Raw genomic sequence first — 18,870 nt, forward strand, 5'->3', positions numbered from 1 at the left:
GCCCAACCCTGAAATCACCGTGCCCGCCACCAGGCGCAGCGTCCAGCGACGGGTCGGGAAAAACGGTTCCGTTGCCGTCATCGGCATGCATTTCGCCATGGGTAAAGACCACGTCGGCGCGACCGTCCATGTCCTCTACGACGAGGCCACGATCATGTTCTTCGACGGGCGCGGAACGGAAATCATCACCCACCCGCGCCCGCCCATAGGCACAAACTACGTCGGGAACAACAAGCCCCGAGGCTTCATGGCCAACCAAACGTCCACGAAGTGCTGAGACAGGAAACGTCCACGAAGTGCTGAGACATCAACTGTCCACGAGGTACTGAGACATGACAACGGCCCATAACGGCCGTTACGGAGCAGCGGATCGGGGTTACGGGGTGGCGACGCCGAACGTGTCGCACTGGTTGATGTCGCCGGTCTTGTATCCCTGGTAGAACCACTTCTGGCGCTGGGCGCTGGAGCCGTGGGTCCAGGCCTCCGGGGAAACCCGGCCCGTCGCGGCCTGCTGGATCCGGTCATCACCGACGGCCGAGGCGGCGGAGAGGGCATCCTGCAGGTCCTGTTCCGTCAGCGGATCCAGGAAGGGCAGCCCGGTCTGGGGGTCCTCCTGGGTCGTGGCGTAGCGGACCCACAGTCCGGCGTAGCAGTCAGCCTGCAGTTCCACACGGACGGCACCGGATTCCGGTCCCTGCGGGTCCTGCTGGGCCCGGTCCAGGTTGCCGAGCACGTTCTGGATGTGGTGGCCGAATTCGTGGGCCACCACGTACTCCTGCGCCAGCGGACCGCCGGAGGAACCGAAGCGGTCCACGAGCTCCTGGAAGAAGCCCGGGTCGAAGTACGCGGTGGAGTCGGCCGGGCAGTAGAACGGACCCACGTCCGAGGTCGCGGCGCCGCAGCCGGTGCTGGTGCCCCCTTCGAAGATCACCGTGCCGGGCTGCGGGTACTGCCTGTCGTACTGGGCCAGGTAGGCGGGCCAGAAGGCGTTCAGGCTGTTTACCGTGCCGGTGATGCGGCAGTCGAGCCGGGCGTCGGCGTCGGCGCCGGTGGTGCAGGCCGGGGCGGTGCCCTGGCTCTGCGACCCGGGATCCTGCGTGCCGCCGGCCAGGCCCTCCAGCAGGCCCGGATTGATGCCGAGCAGGGAGGCGATCAGCAGGATGATGCCGCCGCCGAGGCCTATGCCGACTTTTCCGCCGCGGCCCATGCCGCGCCGGTCCTGGACCTGCGAGGGGTCCAGTTGGACGTTGTCATTGAAACTCATGCTGTCACAATATCGCGTCCCTGCTTTCGGCCGGCTCCGGGCCGGTAAAGTTGGTCTGATGCCTTTTCTCGACAGACTCCAGCGCTGGGCCGATGACCGCCCCGACGGGACCGCCGTCGTCGTGGCCGGGCAGCGCCTGAGCTGGGAAGAGCTGCGGGACACCGCCGCGGGCCTGGTGCCGGGCACGCCGGCCGTGACCGTGCTGTCCGAGGAGAACTCGCTGCACTTCGCCGTGGCGTTCGCGGCCGCCGTGGCGGGGGATCGGCAATGCGCCGCGCTGGACCCGACGTGGCCGCTGCCCCTGCAGGACAGCATCAGGGACCGGATCCGCGGGACCGTCGCGCCCGCGGCGGAGGCCGCCTCCGTGCCGGACCTCGCCGACGGGCCTCCGGACACGCCGTTCCTGATCGGATTGACCTCCGGCACCACATCCGTTCCCAAGGCCTTCAGCCGCTCGCGCCGGTCCTGGCAGTTGTCCTTCGACGCGTCGGTAGAATTCTTTGGCCTGCACGCGGACGACAAGACCCTGGCGCCCGGGCCCCTCGCGGCCAGCCTGAACCTCTATGCCCTGGCCGAGTGCTTGTACGCCGGTTCGGAGTTCCACACCCTCGCCCGCTTCGACGTCGGCGACGCCCATGCCGCCGTCAGCCATGACGGCATCACGCGGCTGGTCCTCGTCCCCACGATGCTGCGGATCCTCAGCGAACGGGGACTGAGCGGCGGCGTCGACGCCTCAGGCATCCGGAGCATCATCTGCGCCGGCTCAAAACTGGACGCCAGGACCCTGGAAGCAGCCCGCCGCTGGGCACCCAACGCGACCATCTTCGAGTACTACGGCGCCTCGGAGCTCAGCTTCGTCTCCGGCGCCGGACTCCCGCCCGGGCAGCAGCAGGAACAGCGCGGCACCGGAATCGGCAAGCCGTTTCCCGGCGTCGAGATCCGCATCCTCGACGACGGCGGGGTCCAGCTGCCGGACGGGGCCGACGGCAACATCTGCGTCCGCAGCGGCATGGTCAGTGACGGCTACCTCTGGGGCGACGACGGCCAGGCCCTGCAGAGCTTCGACGGCTGGCACACCGTGGGGGACCAGGGCTACCTCGACGGCGGGACCCTGCACATGCTGGGCCGCCGCTCCGACATGATCATCACGGCCGGCACGAACGTCTACCCGCATGAGGTCGAGCTGGCGCTGGCGTCGGTTCCCGGCGTGGCCGCCGCCGTGGCCGCGGGCCTCGCGGACGACCTGCGCGGCCAGAAGGTCGTCGCCGGCATTGTTCCCTCGCACGGCGGCGTGACCGCCACCCAGCTGAAGGCGGGCGTCGAGGACGTGCTGTCCCGCAGCAAGCGGCCGCTGGAATACTTCGCCCTGGCCGAACTTCCGCTGACGGACCGCGGCAAGCTCAGCCGGGAGTTGCTGCTCGACTGGATTGCCCGCAACGACCCGCGGATCAGGCGCCTTGGCTGAGACCCAGCCGCTGCTTCCCGACGACCGCCAGCCGGTCATCATCAGCGCCCGGCGCACCCCGATCTGCCGCGCCAACGGCGCCCTGAAGGCCCTGCACGCCCACGAGCTGCTGGCCCCCGTGCTCCGAAGCCTGCTGTCCGACGCCGGAGCGGACCCGGTGTCGGTGGCTGATGTGGTGATCGGCAACGCCGTGGGCGGCGGAGGGAACGTGGCCCGGCTCGCGGCCCTCGAGGCCGGCCTGCCCGTCAGCGTACCCGGCGTCACGGTGGACCGGCAGTGCGGCTCCGGACTGGACGCGATTGCCCTCGCCTCCCGGCTCGTGGCCGCCGGCGGCGGCGGCCTGTACCTGGCCGGCGGGGTGGAGAGCATCAGCACGGCACCGCTCCGGGCCCGCCGGGACAGCGGCGGGGCGCCGGAGTTCTTCGCACGGGCGCAGTTCGCCCCCCTGGGCCTTGGCGATCCGGACATGGGGGTGGCGGCCGAAAATGTGGCCGCACGCTTCGGCGTCAGCCGGGAACGGCAGGACGAGCTGGCGCTGCGCAGCCACCGGCGCGCCCTGGCGTCCGCCGCGGCGGGCTTCTTCGACGCCGAGATCGTGCCGCTGCCGGGGGTGTCCGGACCGGACGGATCCCGCACGGTCGGTGCCGACGACGGGCCGCGCCGCGGGCTGACCGCCGCCGTGCTGGCCCGGTTCCCTCCGGTGTTCGCCGCCGGCGGCACCGTCACTGCCGGGAATTCCTGCTTCGACGCGGACGGCGCCGCCGCCGTCGTGATCACTTCGGTGGAACGCGCCCGCGAACTGGGGGCCGCCGACGGACTCGTGGTGCGCGGCACGGACACGGCGGGCGTGGACCCGCAACTGTTGGGCATCGGGGCGGCCGCGGCCGCGGAACGCCTGCTGGAACGGTGTGGCGTCGCCGCCGCGGAGCTGGGGCTGGTCGAGTTCAACGAGGCGTTCGCGTCCCAGACCATCGCGTGCCTGGACCGGCTCGGCATCCCCACGGAACACGCCAACGCCGACGGCGGCGCCCTGGCTTTGGGCCACGCCTACGGGGCGTCCGGCGCCGCGCTGGTCACGCGGCTGCTGGCCCAGGCACGCCGCAACCCGGCCGGGGGGCAGCTGGCACTGGCACTGATCAGCATCGCCGGGGGAATGGGAACCGCCGCGCTGCTGGAGTACCGGAGCTTCTCCTAGCTCGGTCCTGGTTCCGGGGGGACATGCCCAGTCCTGGCCCCGGCCAATGGGCATAGTGGGCTTATGTCCCGTGGCCGCGCGCAGAGGAGGACATGTCCAGTGGTCCCGAGGTGTCCGAGCCCCAGACCCAGACCCGCACCACCGCACCGGGGGACATGCCCATTCCTGGGCCTGGCCAGTGAGCATAGTGGGCTTAGGTCCAGTGGCCGCGCGCAGAGGAGGACATGTCCAGTGGTCCCGAGGTGTCCGAGCCCCAGACCCGCACCACCGCACCGGGGGACATGCCCATTCCTGGGCCCGGCCAGTGAGCATAGTGGGCTTATGTCCAGTGGCCGCGCGCAGAGGAGGACATGTCCAGTGGTCCCGGGGGATCAGGGGAGGGCATGTCCCGCGGGGGGCGTGGCAGGCGGGGCATGCTCCCCGGTGTCATGCTCACCCAGGCCGCGGGCGGCGAGGGCCTCGCCGGTCTGCCGGGCGAACGCCACTGTGGTGATGAAGACCGGGAGAATCAGAGCCCGGGGGTTGCGCTCCAGCCCTCGGGCCCGGGCGGAATCGCGGACGTCGCTGTAGGCGCCGGCGATGAACGGGATGCTGCGCAGCATGATGGCGATGGTCAGCGCGAAACGCTCCGGATCCGCGCCGAAACGCCGGAACGGCTTCGCCAGCGAGGCCACCCCGTCCAGCAGCCGCTGCACCGGGGTGGTGGCCGTGAGGATGGACGCCGCCACAATACAGACCAGCACGTTGAGCACAATCCGCGCCGCGGTCGGGCCGCCGAGCTGCCACCACTGGAACAGCCCGATCGCCGCCAGGACCGGCAGCACGGGCCGGACCGCACGGTACAGCCGCGCCGCACCTGCCCCGCTGAGCAGGAACAGGGCGCACATCACGGCCAGGACGGCGGCCGCCACGGCCCAGTCCACAATCAGGAAGGACGCCATGCCGCAGCCGACCACCAGCAGGAACTTCAGCCACAGCGGCGCACGGTGCAGCAGCGAGTTGCCCGGCACGTAATTGGCCAGCAGGAATCCGTGGCCGCTCACGACTGCCCCGGAAGCCGCTGCGCCAGGTGCGGATTAGCCAGGTGCGGATTAGCCAAGTGCGGATTCTCCAGCTGCGGCAGCGCCGCATCCGCCGCTGCGCCGGCAGCGGGGAGCCCCGCCGCGCACAGCGCCCGGTAATGCGCGACGGCGGCGGCCGGCCCGCCGTCGAACACCACCGCGCCGGCGTCGACCACGAGAACCCGGTCGAGGTCCAGCGCGAGCTCAAGATCGTGTGTCGAGAGGATGACCTGCTGGCTGAGCCCGGCCAGGGTCCGGCGCAGCAGCTCCCGGTTGCGCAGGTCCAGCAGGGTGGACGGCTCATCCAGGACCAGCACCTCCGGGTCCACGGCGAGGACCGCGGCGAGGGCCAGGAGCTGGCGCTCCCCGCCGGAGAGTTCGTAAATGCTCTGGTCGGCCAGGGGCAACAGCCCGAAGCGGTCCAGGGTTGCTTCCGCCTGGCGGCTGCGTTCGCGGCCGTCCCGGACCGAGCGGCGGAGCGACAGTTCCACGTCCTCCCTCCCGGTCGGCATGACCAGCTGGGACAGCGGGTCAGTGAAGACGAAGCCGACGCGCCGGCGCACCTCCCGTACCGAGCGGACCGTGTCCCACTTGTCCACCGTGACGGTCCCGCTGCTCGGCACCACGAGTCCGTTGAGGAGCCGCAGCAGCGTGGACTTGCCGGAGCCGTTGGCGCCGATGATACCGATCCGCCGCTCGGTGAGCCGCAGGTTCAGTTCCGCCAGCAGGGTCTTCGGTGCGGGGCGGCCGTCAACTGCCACCCGCACCGCAACCCGGTCCAGCGCAATAGTGCTCACGGCCGGTGATCCACCGCGGGGTGGGGAGCGGGTGCGCCGGCCGGGGCCGCGGCCCCGCCCGTCCGGATGCGGCGGATCAGCAGGTCCGGAAATGCCTTGTGCAGGGCCAGGGCGATGGTCACGGCCAGGACGTTCTTGATCACATCTCCCGGGTAGAAGACCAGGTCCGCGAGGAACGCCTTGGAGAAGTCGAGCTTCGCGTTGACCATCATGCCGAGGATGCCGAGGCCATGGACGAAGATGATGCTGCTCACCATCGCGGCAGCGAAAAGCAGGAACGCGCGCAGCCTGCCGGGACGGCCCGCCGTCCGGCGCAGCACGACGACGGTCAGCCAGCCCACCGCCGTCGCGGCGAAGACAAAGCCGATGATGTAGCCAGCCGAGGGGCCGGCAAGGACCCCGAGACCGCTGCGCCCGCCGCTGAAGATTGGCAGCCCGGCGAGTCCAAGGAGAACATACAGCCCGACGGCGGCGAACGCCCTGCCGGGGCCCAGGGCAAGGCCGGTGAGCATAACAGCGAGCGTCTGCACCGTGATGGGAACGCCCATCCCGCCCACCGGAATGGCGGCAATCAGGGCGGAGCCGGCCACGAGCGCGGCGAAGACCGCGATCAGTCCGAGGTCAGTGGCGTTCCAGCGGTGCCGCTGCCGGGCGGGGGTGGCGGCCGTGCTGCCGGCGGTCTGCGTCATGGGGAGTTCCTATCGCGAGTAATTCGGTTCTGCTGCTGATTCTGACTTTACGAGCATGCCGGGCCCGGTTTTTTGTAGGTGCTCCACTAACCGGGTGCCCCGTTGCTGGAGGGCCGCACCAATGGCCGCCGGTGATGGACGGCGGCACACGGCAGGCACCGCCGCCATCGGGGGATTCGGGCAGCCGGCGGGGCACTTGTCAACGGGCGGAAGCTGGGCCGGTAGACTGATAGAGGCCGTTCTCTCGGCCACACTGCCCCGGCCCCCTCCAGATTCCACCGTTGTGCCGCGGCGTTCCCTGTTGTGAAAGGCCTTAGCTGCATTGATTACCGTCCAGGATCTCGAACTGCGCGCCGGCGCCCGCCTCCTTATGGACCAGGTGAGCTTCCGGATCGACAAGGGAGACAAGATCGGCCTTGTGGGCCGTAACGGTGCAGGCAAGACCACGCTGACCCGGGTGCTCGCGGGCGAAGGCCTGCCCGCCGGCGGAAAGGTCACCCGCAGCGGCGAGATCGGCTACCTGCCGCAGGACCCCCGGACCCCGGACATGGAGCAGCTTGCCCGCGACCGGATCCTGTCCGCCCGCGGCCTGGACATCGCCGTCGGCAAACTCCGCCAGACCCACGAGGACATGGCCAGCGACGACGCCGAGGTCCAGCGCAAGGCGATGAACCGCTACGACCGGCTCGAATCCGAGTTCCTGGCCGCCGGCGGCTACGCTGCCGAGGCCGAGGCCGCAGCGATTTGCTCCAACCTCGCCCTCCCGGACCGGCTGCTGAACCAGCCGCTCAAGACCCTTTCCGGCGGCCAGCGGCGCCGCGTGGAGCTTGCCCGCATCCTGTATTCGGACGCCGAGACGATGCTCCTGGATGAGCCCACGAACCACCTCGACGCCGACTCCATCACCTGGCTGCGCGAGTTCCTGAAGAACCACCAGGGCGGCCTGATCGTGATCAGCCACGACACGGAACTGCTCGAGGCCACCGTGAACAAGGTCTTCCTGCTGGACCCCAACCGTGCGCAGATCGACTTCTACAACATGGACTGGAAGCGCTACCTCCAGCAGCGCGAAACCGACGAACGTGCCCGCAAGCGGGAGCGCGCCAACGCGGAGAAGAAGGCCCAGGTCCTCTTCGACCAGGCCAACAAGATGCGCGCCAAGGCCACCAAGGCCGTCGCCGCACAGAACATGGCCAAGCGTGCCGAGCGCCTGCTGGGCGGCCTCGAAGCCGTCCGCGCGACCGACCGCGTGGCAGCCCTGCGCTTCCCGGATCCGTCGCCCTGCGGCAAGACCCCGCTCACCGCGGACGGCCTCAGCAAGTCCTTTGGCTCGCTGGAGATCTTCACCGACGTCGACCTCGCGATCGACCGCGGCTCCAAGGTGGTCATCCTGGGCCTCAACGGCGCCGGCAAGACCACCCTGCTGCGCATGCTCGCCGGCGTCGACAAGCCGGACACCGGCGAAGTCGTCGCGGGCCACGGCCTGAAGGTGGGCTACTACGCCCAGGAGCACGAGACGCTCGACGTGGACCGGACCGTGCTGCAGAACATGCGGTCCTCCGCCCCGGACATGAACGATGCGGAAGTGCGCAACATCCTGGGCTCGTTCCTGTTCTCCGGCGACGACGTCGACAAGCCCGCCGGTGTGCTGTCCGGCGGCGAGAAGACCCGCCTGGCCCTGGCCACCATCGTCGCCTCCAGTGCGAACGTGCTGCTGCTCGACGAGCCCACCAACAACCTGGACCCCGCCAGCCGCGCCGAAATCCTCGGCGCCCTGAGCAACTACACCGGCGCCGTGGTGCTGGTCAGCCACGATGAAGGTGCCGTCGAGGCGCTGAATCCGGAGCGCGTCGTGCTGCTGCCCGACGGCATCGAGGACCACTGGAACGAAGACTACCTGGACCTGATTACGCTGGCGTAGGCCGGTCCCAGGCTCGCCTTCCGCTTCGCGCCGCGCCCGATTTGCCGCGTGCTCGCTCGTTCCTCGCTTAGACGCACGCTACACAAATCAGCCGCGCCGCTGCGCTCGTGCATTTGTCACCACTCCGTTCGGCCAGTTTCTACCGGACGGGCATTTCCTTGGCCTCCGTGATCCTGCGGAGCTCGGCGTAGCTGATCGAGAACATCGAGTGGTGGTCTCCTGCGCCGGCCCAGAGCACGACGTGGGCGGCCAGGGACTCGTCCAGCAGCGTCTTGATCTTCTCCGGATGCCCGACCGGGGCCACTCCGCCCACTTCCTGGCCGGTGTGTTCCAGCACGAATTCGGGCGAGGCCCTGCGGATTCTTCCGGTGCCCAGCTGCGCGGCGACCTTCCGGACGTCGACTTTTGCGGCGCCGCTGGCCAGGATCAGCAGCGGGGCTCCCTCAAGGTCGAACACGAGGCTGTTGGTGATGGCCGCGACCTCGCAGCCGAGCGCCGCGGCCGCGGCCGCCGCCGTCGGGACTGTGGAATCGAACACCGTGACCGTGTCCTCGGCGCCGAGGACGTTCAGCGCGTGCCTCACCCGGGCCACGGGCTCCGGGAACGGGACGGCCACTCCTCAGAACCCCTGGGCGTCGAGGATCGCGTCTTCCTCTTCCTCCGCGGTTGCGTTCTTCCGCTTGCGGGGGACAGGACGGCGGCGGGCCACCGGGCCGCTGGAGTGCATAAAGACGCCGGCAGAGTCTCCGTCTCCCGCCTGGGCTTCGGCGTCCTCGGCATCGATGGCGGCGTTTCGGGCCTGCTGACGGGCCGCGTAGCCGAATCCGATGAACATCAGCACGCCGAACGCGAACCACTGCAGCGAGTAGGACAGGTGGGTGCCCTCTTCGGTGGACGGCTTGGGGAACGGGAAGGGCATGTCCGCCACCGCCGGGCTCTCCGACGCCAGCTGGCCATACGCGCCGGTCATCAGGGGGTAGCCCAGCTCCGCGGAGTAGGCGGCGAGATCGATGGAGGCAAGCTGCCCTTCAGGGGCGCCGCGCTGGAGCTCGGGCTCGGCAGGTCTGAGCCGGGCGACGACGGTCACGGTCCCCTGCGGGGGTGCCGGAACCGTGTCGGGGCTGCCCGGGTTGTTGTTGCCGATCGGCAGCCAGCCGCGGTCAATCACGACGGTCTCGCCGGTGACCACCTTGAAGGGAACAACGACTTCGTAGCCCGGCTGGCCGTTGAGCGGGCGGTTGCGGACGATCCGCTGCCCGGCGACGTCGTAGTTGCCCTGCAGTTCCACCTGGGTCCACTCGCGGTCCGCCGCCAGTGAGCCGAACTGGTCTTTGACCTCAGCGAACGGCACGGGCGTGGCGGAATAGTTCGAGGTGACCCGGTTGATCTCGGCCAGTGTCTCGGCGCGGCGGTCCATCTGCCAGCGGCCAAGTCCGACGCACGCCGCGGCAAAAATCGCGGCCAGCAACAGATACCCCAGCCACTTGCTGGAGAAGAGAAAACGGTACATTCAGCTTGCCCTGCCTGCCGGGTTCAATGCCACGGTGTCCTTCCAGAGCCCGCGGGTCTGCAGATAGCCCTCGAGCCAGGCCCGGTGCTCTCCGCAGGCCAGCCAGATCTTGCGCCGTTCGGGGGTATGGATCTTGGGGTTGTTCCAGAGCAGCTGCCACTCGGCGCCGCTCCGGCACGCTTTGCGGGAGCAGACAGCGTCGACCGGACCGGCTGCCCCGCCGTTCCCGGTGAGGTCAAAAAGGTTCATGACGCCGCCCGTCCGCGGCCGCCGTCGTCATCGGCGTGCCCGCCGGGAACGCCATGGCCGTCGGCTGGGCCGCCGGAACGGCCCGGGCCGCCGGAACCGCCGCGGCCGTCCGTCGCTGTGTCATCGTCATCGACGAGTTCGCCCTGCAGCAGCGTCATCGACGGGTCGCCCGGCACCGCGCCTCCGTGGCCGGCCGGCCCGGCGGCCGGCGCATCGAGTTGGGCCAGCGGCGCGTAGTCAAGCAGCGAGTCGGCATGGACTTCCGCCTTGTCGCTTCCGTTGGCGATGATGACGGCAAACCAGGGCAGGAACACGGCCCCGATGACCGGGAGGATCTTCAACCAGCCGTCCACGACAAAAATCAGGATCAGGCACACCATGCGGATACCCATCGCCACGGCGTACTTGATCATCCGCTGGCGCATCTCTTCGGAGTGCGCGGCGGCGGCGTCCGTGATGCTGTGAACCTCGGAATCACCGGACGGTACGTCCGGGCTCCCGGGCACAGGTACACCGGGTCGGTTTTTGAGTGTCACGGCTGTCAGATCACGCTCCCAAGGCTTACTGCAATTCTCTCACCAACGGGAGAGCCGCCCAAACGCGGGCGGCACCGGGCGCTAAGATCGGAGGCAGGAAAATCCCGCCCCCACCGCGGCACCGCCCCGCCGCAGAATTCCGGAGCCCCACCATGTCTGAAACAGCAACCACCGGCCGCAGTGTCCTGATCACCGGTGGAAACCGCGGAATCGGCCTCGCCATCGCCGAAGCCTTCCTCGCCAACGGCGACAAGGTGGCCGTCACCTACCGCAGCGAATCCTCGCTCCCGGCCGGCATCCTCGGTGTCAAGGCCGACGTCACGGACGAGGCCTCCGTGGACGCCGCGTTCACGGAAGTGGAGGCCGCCCATGGCCCCGTCGAGGTGCTGGTGGCCAACGCCGGCATCACCAAGGACACCCTGCTGATGCGCATGAGCGAGGACGATTTCACGTCGGTCATCGACACCAACCTCACCGGTGCCTTCCGCGTCATCAAGCGCGCCTCCAAGGGCATGATCCGGGCACGCAAGGGCCGCGTTGTCCTCATCTCCTCGGTTTCGGGCCTCTACGGCGCGCCCGGCCAGATCAACTACTCGGCGTCGAAGGCCGGCCTCGTCGGCATCGCCCGCTCGCTGACCCGCGAGCTGGGCGCCCGCGGCATCACCGCCAACGTCGTGGCGCCGGGCTTCATCAACACGGACATGACCGCGGAACTGGCCGAAGCAACCCAGAAGGACTACCTCTCGAAGGTTCCCGCCGGCCGCTTCGCCGAGGCCTCCGAGGTCGCCAACGTGGTCCGCTGGATCGCCAGCGACGAGGCCGCCTACATCTCCGGCGCCGTGATCCCGGTCGACGGCGGCCTTGGCATGGGCCACTAGGGAGGAAACCAAAGCTGACGACGACGGCGGGAGCCGCCGGCGCTGTACGCGCACCCTGCGGGGCGCGCCGGGCAGCCACGACAGGACTTTTTGCCCTTAGCGCGGGTGCTGCCGGGGTGTGTAATGGGGCTACAGCCCCTGACCACACCATGGCAGGGGCATGGAATCAGGAGGACAATCGTGGCTGAACTGAACAAGTGGGTCCCGTCGGACGTGCTGGAGCCGATCAAGCGTTTCCTTGACGGGGACCTGACCATGACACCGTCCATCAAGGTCGAACAGTTTGTGGACGGCACCACTTTGGTGGTGCGCGCGGAGGTTCCGGGGATTGATCCGGACAAGGACGTTGACGTCTCCGTGAGCGAAGGCATGCTGCACATCCGGGCGGAGCGGGAAGAGGAAACCGAGCACAAGAGCAAGGACGGCTACCGCTCGGAGTTCCGCTACGGCTCCTTCTCGCGCAGTGTTGCGCTGCCGCCGGGCGCCAGGGAAGAGGACATCACCGCCACCTACAAGGACGGCGTCCTCGAGGTGCGTGCGCCTGCCCCCGTCACTGCCCCGGACGCGACCGCCAGGAAGATCAGGATCGACCACCCGTAGCACGCGACGCGGACGGACGGGCGGACCATGTCGGTCCGCCCGTCCGTTTTACCGCCGGCAGTCTGTCCCGGGCCTCAGCCCGCCGCCGCACGGGCCTCGTGCAGCCAGCCCGCGACCTCGGCGTCGAGCTCCTGTTCGTTCTGCAGCTCCAGGTGATGCATCCACACCCCGGGCGCCGGGTTCACGATCTCCTTGAACCTGGCGGAGTCAATGCGCCGGGGGAGCGCGATCGACAGCACGGCAGGGACCCCGGAATTAACGTTGCGCCCCGGCCACCAGACGTACGCAAAGCCGCGCTTCTCCCGGAAGGCCACCTGGCTTTTCGTTGCCAGGACCGCCGGCGGGGTGGGCGCCGCCAGCAACCTCTCCACGGCGTGGAACAGCTCCAGACCCCGCGGGGAGCCGCTGAAGACCTGCTCCGGTGTGGACTCCTCACTCACGCCCCGCGGCACCGGGCCCCCTGTGTCCAGCCTGATGTCCAGCCCTGTGACCAGCCTCCTGTGTCCTGCCCTCCGGCGCTCCCGCGCGGACGTTCCATGCCCGCGATCGTACGCCCGCGGGCCGGGCCGAAACTAGCCTGCTGCGGCTTCTTTGTGGAACCCGGACAACGGAAAACGCCTGCACCGCTGGCATGATGGACTGCAGACCCACCGTTTTTGGATGTTTGGAACAAAGGAGCTCATATGGGACTGCTGGACAACAAGACCGCAATCGTGACCGGTTCGTCGCGGGGCATCGGCGCTGAAGTCGCCAAGATCCTCGCCGCCGAGGGTGCCGCCGTCGTCGTGAACTACCGCCAGAAGGCGCCCCGCGCCAACAAGGTTGTGGCGGAGATCGAGGCTGCCGGTGGCCGTGCCGCCGCCGTCGGCGCCGACCTCACCACCCAGGAAGGCGTCCAGGCCCTGGCCAGCGCCGCGATGGAGAACTTCGGCTCGCTGGACGTCCTGGTCCTCAACGCCTCGGGCGGGATGGAATCCGGCATGGAGGAGGGCTACGCGCTCAAGCTCAACCGTGACGCGCAGGTGAACATGCTCAACGCTGCCGTGCCGCTGATGCCCGAGGGGTCCCGGGTGGTGTTCGTGACGAGCCACCAGGCCCACTTCATCAACACCGTGCCCACCATGGAGAACTACGAGCCCGTGGCACGCAGCAAGCGCGCCGGCGAGGACGCGCTGCGCGAACTCGTCCCGAACCTGGCCGAGAAGGGCATCTCCCTCGTCGTCGTCTCCGGCGACATGATCGAGGGCACCGTCACGGCCACCCTGCTGGACCGCTCCAACCCGGGCGCCATCGAGGCCCGCCGCGCCGAGGCCGGGAAGCTGTATTCGGTCACGGAGTTCGCCGCCGAGGTCGCCAAGATGGTCACCGCCGACGTCGAGTCCGGCCACACCGAGTACGTCGGCGGATCCGACTACTTCGACAAGAGCAGCAACTAAGTATCCGCGCCACCCGCGGGAGCCGGTAAGAACGCAGCGAAGGCCGGGGCAACCGCCCCGGCCTTCGCTGCTGGGTCCGGCAGGAAAAGTCTCAGACGCCGGCGATGTGCCGCACGGCGTTGAGGTAGGGCAGGTTCACGGCGGCATCCGCGACCGCACGGACGGCGGGTTTGGCGTTAAACGCCACGCCGATCCCCGCGGCGCCCAGCATGTCCAGGTCGTTGGCACCGTCGCCCACGGCAATCGTGTGCTCCATCGGGATGCCTTCGGTGGCAGCCCATTCACGCAGGTACTTCTCCTTGGCCGCCCGGTCGATCACCTCACCGATGACCTTTCCGGTCAGCGCGCCGTCGACGATTTCAAGTTCGTTGGCAACCCAGTAATCCAGCCCCAGGCCCTCCGCGATCGGCTGCAGGATCTGGTTGAACCCGCCGGAGACCACCGCCACCACATGCCCGGCGGCGTGGAAGGCGGCCACGAGCTCCGCCGCACCGAGGCTCAGTTTCACTTCGGCGCGGACGGCATCGACGACGTCGGCGGGCAGGCCGGCGAGCACCGCCACCCGCGCGTGCAGGCTCTGGGCGAAGTCGAGTTCGCCGCGCATGGCGGCCTCGGTGACCGCCGTGACCTCCTCGCGTTTGCCGGCGTAGGCGGCCAGGAGTTCAATCACTTCCTGCTGGATCAGGGTGGAATCCACGTCCATGATGAGGAATTTCCGCTGCGCGTTCCGGAGGGCGGCGGGGACGATCGCCGTGTCCACACCCGCGGGGCCGTTCTCTGCCGCTGCGCGGCGCAGTTCCGCCAGCGCCGTGACGCCGTGGTCCGGGCCGGCGGCCAGCTCAATGCTCCCGTCCGCCGCGTAGACCTCGAAGCGGTCGTCTCCGGTGCGGGTTTCCGCGTCCAGCGTCACCCCCGCGGCCGTGAGCAGCGACCGGAGCCGCTGCACCTCCGGAAGGGTCAGTTTCGGGGCATAGCTCACGGCAGTCACGAACAGGTTCATGGCTGCAATCCTAGCGATCAGGCCATTGCAGACCCGAATCCGTGGCGCTCCGGTGACGCCGCGGCAGCCGGGCGGCCGGCACGCTGCGCGGGCCCGACGCCGTCCCGGCGTACCGGTTATCAGTCGTCCGCTGTTTTGTCCTAGTGTCTACTCCTATGAGTGATGTTCTTGAAATGGCCGCCGTCAGCGTTGTACGTGGGGCAAAGACCCTGCTGGACAAGGTCGACTGGCAGGTCAAGGAAGGCGAGCGTTGGGTGATTCTGGGCCCCAACGGCGCCGGCAAGACCACTCTGCTTCAGCTCGCGGCCGCGCGGATCCACCCCACCAGCGGCATGGCGGGCATCCTGGAGGAGATCCTTGGCGCCGTCGACGTCTTTGAACTCCGGCCCCGGATCGGCCTGTCCTCGGCTGCGCTGGCCAACCAGATCCCCGAGCACGAGAAGGTCCTCAACGTCGTCGTGACTGCCGCCTACGGTGTCACCGGACGGTGGCGCGAGGGCTACGAGAAGGACGACGAACGCCGCGCCTTCGCCCTGCTCAACGAGTGGGGCATGGGGCCGCTGCTCAACCGGCCGTTCGCCTCGCTGTCCGAGGGGGAGCGCAAGCGCGTCCAGATCGCCCGGGCCTTGATGACGGATCCCGAGCTCCTGCTCCTCGACGAACCCGCTGCCGGACTCGACCTGGCCGGCCGCGAGGACCTCGTGCACCGGCTCAGTGAACTCGCCCGCGACGACGCCTCCCCGGCCATCGTCCTGGTCACGCACCACCTCGAAGAGGTCCCGCCGGGCTTCACCCACGCCATGCTGCTGCGCGACGGCGGTGTGGTGGCCCAGGGCCCGATCGAGGGCGTCCTCACGGCCGGGAACTTGAGCCAGACTTTCGGGCTTCCCCTGGATGTCAGCGTCACCGCCGGCCGGTACACGGCCACCGCGCGCCGCTGACCGGGCCGCTGACCGCGCGTGGAGTTCCTCAATAGTGTCTTCATTTTCTTCGCCGGGCTCTGGGCCGGCACCATCAACAGTGTGGTCGGTTCCGGCACCCTGGTGACCTTCCCGGTGCTGATCGCCCTCGGCTACGCGCCGGTCACGGCGTCCATCAGCAACGCGATGGGCCTGGTGGCAGGAAACGCCGCCGGCGCCTGGGGCTACCGCAAGGAACTGAAGGGACGCGGGAAGCAGCTCCTCAGGCTGCTGCCCGCCTCGCTGCTGGGCGGCGTCTCCGGCGCCTACCTGCTGCTGCACCTGCCCGAGAAGGTCTTCCATTACGCCGCGCCCGTCCTGATTGTGCTCGCGCTGTTGATGGTGGCCTTCCAGCCCCGGCTGCAGCAGTGGGTCCGGGACCGCGAGCAAAACCCCGAACACGCCATCCGGGACCGCCGCCACGGCATCATCCTCGTGGTCCTCGTGTACCTCGCAGGCGTGTACGGCGGCTACTTCGTTGCGGCGCAGGGCATCCTGCTGGTCGGCATCCTGGGCATCTTCATGACCGGGACCATCCAGAACGCCAACGCCATGAAGAACATCCTGGTCCTGGCCGTCAACGTTGTGGCTGCGGCCTCCTATCTGCTGTTCGCCTTCGGCCGGATCGACTGGGCCGTCGTCGGGCTGATCGCCGTGAGCTCACTGATCGGCGGCGTGATCGGCTCCAAGGTGGGCCGCAGGCTGTCCCCGGTGGTGCTGCGCGGTGTCATCTTCGTCCTGGGCCTCGTCGCGCTGGGGTTCATGATCGCCAACCTGTTCAAGTGACCCGACCCCGTGACCGCGCAATCTCCCGCTGAAATGACCCGACTGTGACCTTCCACCGCCTTGAATCCGCCGATGACCCCCGGGTCTCCGACTACACGCAGCTGACGGACGTGCACCTGCGCAAGCTCCGGGAACCCGCCGAGGGCATGTACATCGCCGAGTCCTCACGGGTGCTCCGGCGGGCCCTCGCAGCGGGACACAGGCCCCGCTCCTTTTTCCTCGCCGAGAAATGGCTCGAGGACCTCGCGGACATCTTCGCGCAGTACCCGGACGTCCCTGTCTACATCGGTTCCGCCGCCCTCCTCGAGGAGATCACCGGCTTTCACCTGCACCGCGGCGCGATGGCGGCCATGCAGCGCCCGGAGCCCGTGCCGCTGCCCGAGCTTCTCGCCGGGGCCCGCAGGGTCGCCGTGCTGGAGGACATCGTGGACCACACCAACGTCGGCGCGATCTTCCGCTCCGCCGCGGCCCTGGGCATCGACGCCGTCCTCGTCTCGCCGCGCTGCGGGGACCCGCTGTACCGCCGCAGCGTCCGGGTCAGCATGGGTACTGTGTTCCAGGTGCCCTGGGCCCGGCTGGGGGACTGGCCGGGGGACCTGCAAGTGCTCCGCGGCCAGGGCTTCACCGTGGCCGCCATGGAGCTCACGGACGACGCCGTGGACCTCGACGCGCTGGCCGCGCGCCGGCCGGAGAAACTCGCCCTGGTGCTGGGCACCGAGGGTGCCGGGATGAGCGCGGACACCCTCGCCGCCGTCGACCTCGCCGTGAAGATCCCCATGCGCGCAGGCGTTGACTCGCTCAACGTCGCGGCGGCGTCCGCCGTCGCCTTCTGGGAGCTGCGCCCCCGGGACTGAACCGCTGCACTATTCGCTGCACGGGACAGCGCCGCTGGTCAGGCGGCGACGGCGCCGACTTTCCGCTATGATGGATAGCTGGCCGTCCGGTGCATTCCGCCGGCCATCCCATTCATACCTGGCAACTGGCAAAATCCAGTTGTGCGAACAAAGGTCCAATTATGAAGTCCAATACCCACCCGAAGTACGAAGCTGTTGTTTTCAACGACCTGGCTTCCGGCGTCAAGTTCCTGACCAAGTCCACCGTATCTTCCAAGAAGACCATCGAGTGGGAAGACGGAAACACCTACCCGGTTATCGACGTCGAAATCTCCTCCGAGTCCCACCCGTTCTACACGGGCAAGCAGCGCATCATGGACTCTGCAGGCCGCGTCGAGCGCTTCAACGCTCGCTTCAAGGGCTTCGGCGGCAAGAAGTAACTTCTTCCCCCAAGGTCTTTTGAAAAAGCCCGCACCGGTGACGGTGCGGGCTTTTTGCGTCCGTCACCATCGTGCCTGCAGAAGGCCGCGACGTGGCAGGATTAACGCCATGACAACCCAACACCCGGTCCCCGGTTCCGGCAGTACTGACGACGGCGGCCCCGGCCGCCACGGGGAGTACAAGGTTCCCGGCGGCAAGCTCGTCGTGGCCGATTTCGACGTCGTCGACGGCGCCCTCGCCAACGTCTCGCTCAGCGGTGACTTCTTCCTGGAGCCGGACGAGGCGCTGCTGGAGATCAACGGGGCGCTCACCGGCCTCCCGGCGGATGCCGCGGCGGCGGACATCTCCGCCGCGGTAACAGCGGCACTGCCGGCAGAAGCCGTGCTCTTCGGCTTTTCCGCCGACGCCGTGGCCGTCACCGTCCGCCGTGCCCTCGCGAAGGCCACCGGCTGGGCGGACCACCACTGGAACATCATCGCGCCGTCCGTGCTGCCCACCCACGTTAACGTCGCGCTGGACGAGGTCCTGGCCGAAGAGGTCGGCGCCGGGCGCCGCAACCCGACGCTGCGCTTCTGGGACTGGGAGGAACCGTCCGTGGTGATCGGCAGCTTCCAGTCTGTCCGCAACGAACTGGACCCCGCCGGCGTCGAACGCCACGGCGTCAGCGTGGTCCGCCGGATCAGCGGCGGGGGAGCGATGTTCATGGAGGCCGGCAACTGCATCACGTACTCGCTGTACCTGCCGCAGACCCTGGTGGACGGCATCAGCTTCGCCGACTCCTACGGCTTCCTGGACGCGTGGGTGATGGCAGCCCTCGAAAAGATGGGGATCAGCGCCTTCTATGTGCCCCTCAATGACATCGCCACCGAGCACGGCAAGATCGGCGGCGCCGCGCAGAAACGGCTCGCCAACGGCGGCATGCTGCACCACGTCACCATGAGCTATGACATCGACGCGGACAAGATGGTCGAGGTCCTGCGGATCGGCAAGGAGAAGCTCTCCGACAAGGGCACCCGGAGCGCCAAAAAGCGCGTGGACCCGCTCCGGCGCCAGACCGGCCTGGCCCGCACCGAGATCGTCGCGGCCATGATGGAGGTCTTCGCTGAACGGTACGCCGCGACACCCTCGGAGCTCACCGACGCCGAGCTCGCCGCAGCGCAGCACCGGGTCGACGCCAAATTCGGCACTCCGGAGTGGCTGCACCGCGTCCCCTAAGAGCCCCATAAATCCCGTCGATTGCTCCGTAACTG

21 protein-coding genes and 1 pseudogene are annotated in these 18,870 nt (G+C 68.8%); 12 read left to right on the forward strand and 10 right to left on the reverse strand.

Features of this window, described 5'->3' with window-relative positions; genetic code table 11:
• A pseudogene (locus tag ABIC21_RS09585) lies at positions 1–277 on the forward strand (hypothetical protein); the annotation flags it as partial.
• A gap of 99 nt (positions 278–376) precedes the next feature.
• Here ABIC21_RS09585 and ypfJ read toward each other — a convergent pair.
• Positions 377–1,264: a KPN_02809 family neutral zinc metallopeptidase gene (gene ypfJ / locus ABIC21_RS09590; RefSeq protein WP_354350173.1), complete on the reverse strand. Its 888-nt coding sequence runs from the start codon at positions 1,262–1,264 to the stop codon at positions 377–379.
• A gap of 58 nt (positions 1,265–1,322) precedes the next feature.
• On the opposite strand from ypfJ, the gene ABIC21_RS09595 reads away from it, so the two are divergent.
• On the forward strand, positions 1,323–2,729 hold the full coding sequence (locus ABIC21_RS09595; RefSeq protein WP_354350174.1) for an AMP-binding protein: 1,407 nt from the start codon (positions 1,323–1,325) through the stop codon (positions 2,727–2,729).
• Complete coding sequence (locus ABIC21_RS09600; protein WP_354350175.1) at positions 2,722–3,924, forward strand: thiolase family protein; 1,203 nt, start codon at positions 2,722–2,724, stop codon at positions 3,922–3,924. Before ABIC21_RS09595 ends, ABIC21_RS09600 begins: the two co-directional genes overlap by 8 nt.
• A gap of 371 nt (positions 3,925–4,295) precedes the next feature.
• On the opposite strand, the gene ABIC21_RS09605 is transcribed toward ABIC21_RS09600, so the two are convergent.
• From ABIC21_RS09605 to ABIC21_RS09615, 3 genes are read right to left on the reverse strand one after another with little or no spacing between them, the layout of a single operon-like run.
• Positions 4,296–4,967, reverse strand: coding sequence for an energy-coupling factor transporter transmembrane component T family protein (locus ABIC21_RS09605; protein WP_354350176.1), 672 nt, complete (start codon positions 4,965–4,967; stop codon positions 4,296–4,298).
• Positions 4,964–5,782: an energy-coupling factor ABC transporter ATP-binding protein gene (locus ABIC21_RS09610; protein WP_354350177.1), complete on the reverse strand. Its 819-nt coding sequence runs from the start codon at positions 5,780–5,782 to the stop codon at positions 4,964–4,966. Before ABIC21_RS09610 ends, ABIC21_RS09605 begins: the two co-directional genes overlap by 4 nt.
• Positions 5,779–6,471 (reverse strand): biotin transporter BioY, encoded by a 693-nt coding sequence (locus ABIC21_RS09615; RefSeq protein WP_354350178.1) that lies wholly within the window; start codon positions 6,469–6,471, stop codon positions 5,779–5,781. The genes ABIC21_RS09610 and ABIC21_RS09615 overlap by 4 nt, the downstream gene beginning before the upstream one ends.
• A 322-nt stretch (positions 6,472–6,793) precedes the next feature.
• Here ABIC21_RS09615 and ABIC21_RS09620 point away from each other — a divergent pair, with 322 nt between their 5' ends.
• The gene (locus ABIC21_RS09620) at positions 6,794–8,392 is read left to right on the forward strand and encodes an ABC-F family ATP-binding cassette domain-containing protein (RefSeq protein ID WP_310049265.1); all 1,599 of its coding nucleotides are present in this window, start codon (positions 6,794–6,796) and stop codon (positions 8,390–8,392) included.
• A 139-nt stretch (positions 8,393–8,531) separates the two neighbouring features.
• Here the strand turns inward: ABIC21_RS09620 and ABIC21_RS09625 are convergent, their stop codons facing one another.
• From ABIC21_RS09625 to ABIC21_RS09640, 4 genes are read right to left on the reverse strand one after another with little or no spacing between them, the layout of a single operon-like run.
• Positions 8,532–9,008, reverse strand: coding sequence for a YbaK/EbsC family protein (locus ABIC21_RS09625; RefSeq protein ID WP_354350179.1), 477 nt, complete (start codon positions 9,006–9,008; stop codon positions 8,532–8,534).
• A 3-nt stretch (positions 9,009–9,011) separates the two neighbouring features.
• Positions 9,012–9,902, reverse strand: coding sequence for an SURF1 family cytochrome oxidase biogenesis protein (locus tag ABIC21_RS09630; protein WP_354350180.1), 891 nt, complete (start codon positions 9,900–9,902; stop codon positions 9,012–9,014).
• Positions 9,903–10,151, reverse strand: a complete 249-nt coding sequence (locus ABIC21_RS09635) for a hypothetical protein (RefSeq protein WP_354350181.1) — start codon at positions 10,149–10,151, stop codon at positions 9,903–9,905.
• On the reverse strand, positions 10,148–10,687 hold the full coding sequence (locus ABIC21_RS09640; protein WP_354350182.1) for a DUF3099 domain-containing protein: 540 nt from the start codon (positions 10,685–10,687) through the stop codon (positions 10,148–10,150). The genes ABIC21_RS09635 and ABIC21_RS09640 overlap by 4 nt, the downstream gene beginning before the upstream one ends.
• Positions 10,688–10,839: 152 nt before the next feature.
• On the opposite strand from ABIC21_RS09640, the gene fabG reads away from it, so the two are divergent.
• Both fabG and ABIC21_RS09650 read left to right on the forward strand, forming a co-directional pair.
• Positions 10,840–11,565, forward strand: coding sequence for a 3-oxoacyl-ACP reductase FabG (fabG, locus tag ABIC21_RS09645; protein ID WP_354350183.1), 726 nt, complete (start codon positions 10,840–10,842; stop codon positions 11,563–11,565).
• 180 nt (positions 11,566–11,745) lie between these two features.
• On the forward strand, positions 11,746–12,165 hold the full coding sequence (locus ABIC21_RS09650; RefSeq protein ID WP_354350184.1) for an Hsp20/alpha crystallin family protein: 420 nt from the start codon (positions 11,746–11,748) through the stop codon (positions 12,163–12,165).
• Between the two features lie 74 nt (positions 12,166–12,239).
• Here ABIC21_RS09650 and ABIC21_RS09655 read toward each other — a convergent pair whose 3' ends face one another.
• Complete coding sequence (locus ABIC21_RS09655) at positions 12,240–12,605, reverse strand: DUF5655 domain-containing protein (RefSeq protein ID WP_354350185.1); 366 nt, start codon at positions 12,603–12,605, stop codon at positions 12,240–12,242.
• Between the two features lie 243 nt (positions 12,606–12,848).
• On the opposite strand from ABIC21_RS09655, the gene ABIC21_RS09660 reads away from it, so the two are divergent.
• On the forward strand, positions 12,849–13,601 hold the full coding sequence (locus ABIC21_RS09660) for an SDR family oxidoreductase (protein WP_354350186.1): 753 nt from the start codon (positions 12,849–12,851) through the stop codon (positions 13,599–13,601).
• A gap of 91 nt (positions 13,602–13,692) precedes the next feature.
• Here the strand turns inward: ABIC21_RS09660 and serB are convergent, their stop codons facing one another.
• Complete coding sequence (gene serB / locus ABIC21_RS09665) at positions 13,693–14,601, reverse strand: phosphoserine phosphatase SerB (RefSeq protein ID WP_354350187.1); 909 nt, start codon at positions 14,599–14,601, stop codon at positions 13,693–13,695.
• 155 nt (positions 14,602–14,756) lie between these two features.
• On the opposite strand from serB, the gene ABIC21_RS09670 reads away from it, so the two are divergent.
• The 5 genes from ABIC21_RS09670 to lplAB all read left to right on the forward strand — a co-directional run bounded on the left by ABIC21_RS09670 (position 14,757) and on the right by lplAB (position 18,835).
• A complete protein-coding gene (locus ABIC21_RS09670; protein WP_354350188.1) occupies positions 14,757–15,542 on the forward strand; it encodes an ABC transporter ATP-binding protein in 786 nt (261 codons plus the stop codon).
• Positions 15,543–15,560: 18 nt separating this feature from the next.
• Positions 15,561–16,346, forward strand: coding sequence for a sulfite exporter TauE/SafE family protein (locus ABIC21_RS09675; RefSeq protein ID WP_354350189.1), 786 nt, complete (start codon positions 15,561–15,563; stop codon positions 16,344–16,346).
• 44 nt (positions 16,347–16,390) lie between these two features.
• Complete coding sequence (locus ABIC21_RS09680; RefSeq protein WP_354350190.1) at positions 16,391–17,200, forward strand: TrmH family RNA methyltransferase; 810 nt, start codon at positions 16,391–16,393, stop codon at positions 17,198–17,200.
• 161 nt (positions 17,201–17,361) lie between these two features.
• Positions 17,362–17,619: a type B 50S ribosomal protein L31 gene (locus ABIC21_RS09685; protein WP_011691973.1), complete on the forward strand. Its 258-nt coding sequence runs from the start codon at positions 17,362–17,364 to the stop codon at positions 17,617–17,619.
• Positions 17,620–17,728: 109 nt separating this feature from the next.
• Positions 17,729–18,835 carry a lipoate-protein ligase LplAB gene (lplAB, locus tag ABIC21_RS09690; protein ID WP_354350191.1) on the forward strand — a complete coding sequence of 369 codons (1,107 nt, stop codon included), beginning with the start codon at positions 17,729–17,731 and terminating at the stop codon, positions 18,833–18,835.
• The last annotated feature ends 35 nt before the right edge of the window (positions 18,836–18,870 follow it).

This window comes from Pseudarthrobacter sp. PvP090, from assembly GCF_040547365.1.
In the GTDB taxonomy this organism is placed as follows: Bacteria; Actinomycetota; Actinomycetes; order Actinomycetales; family Micrococcaceae; genus Arthrobacter.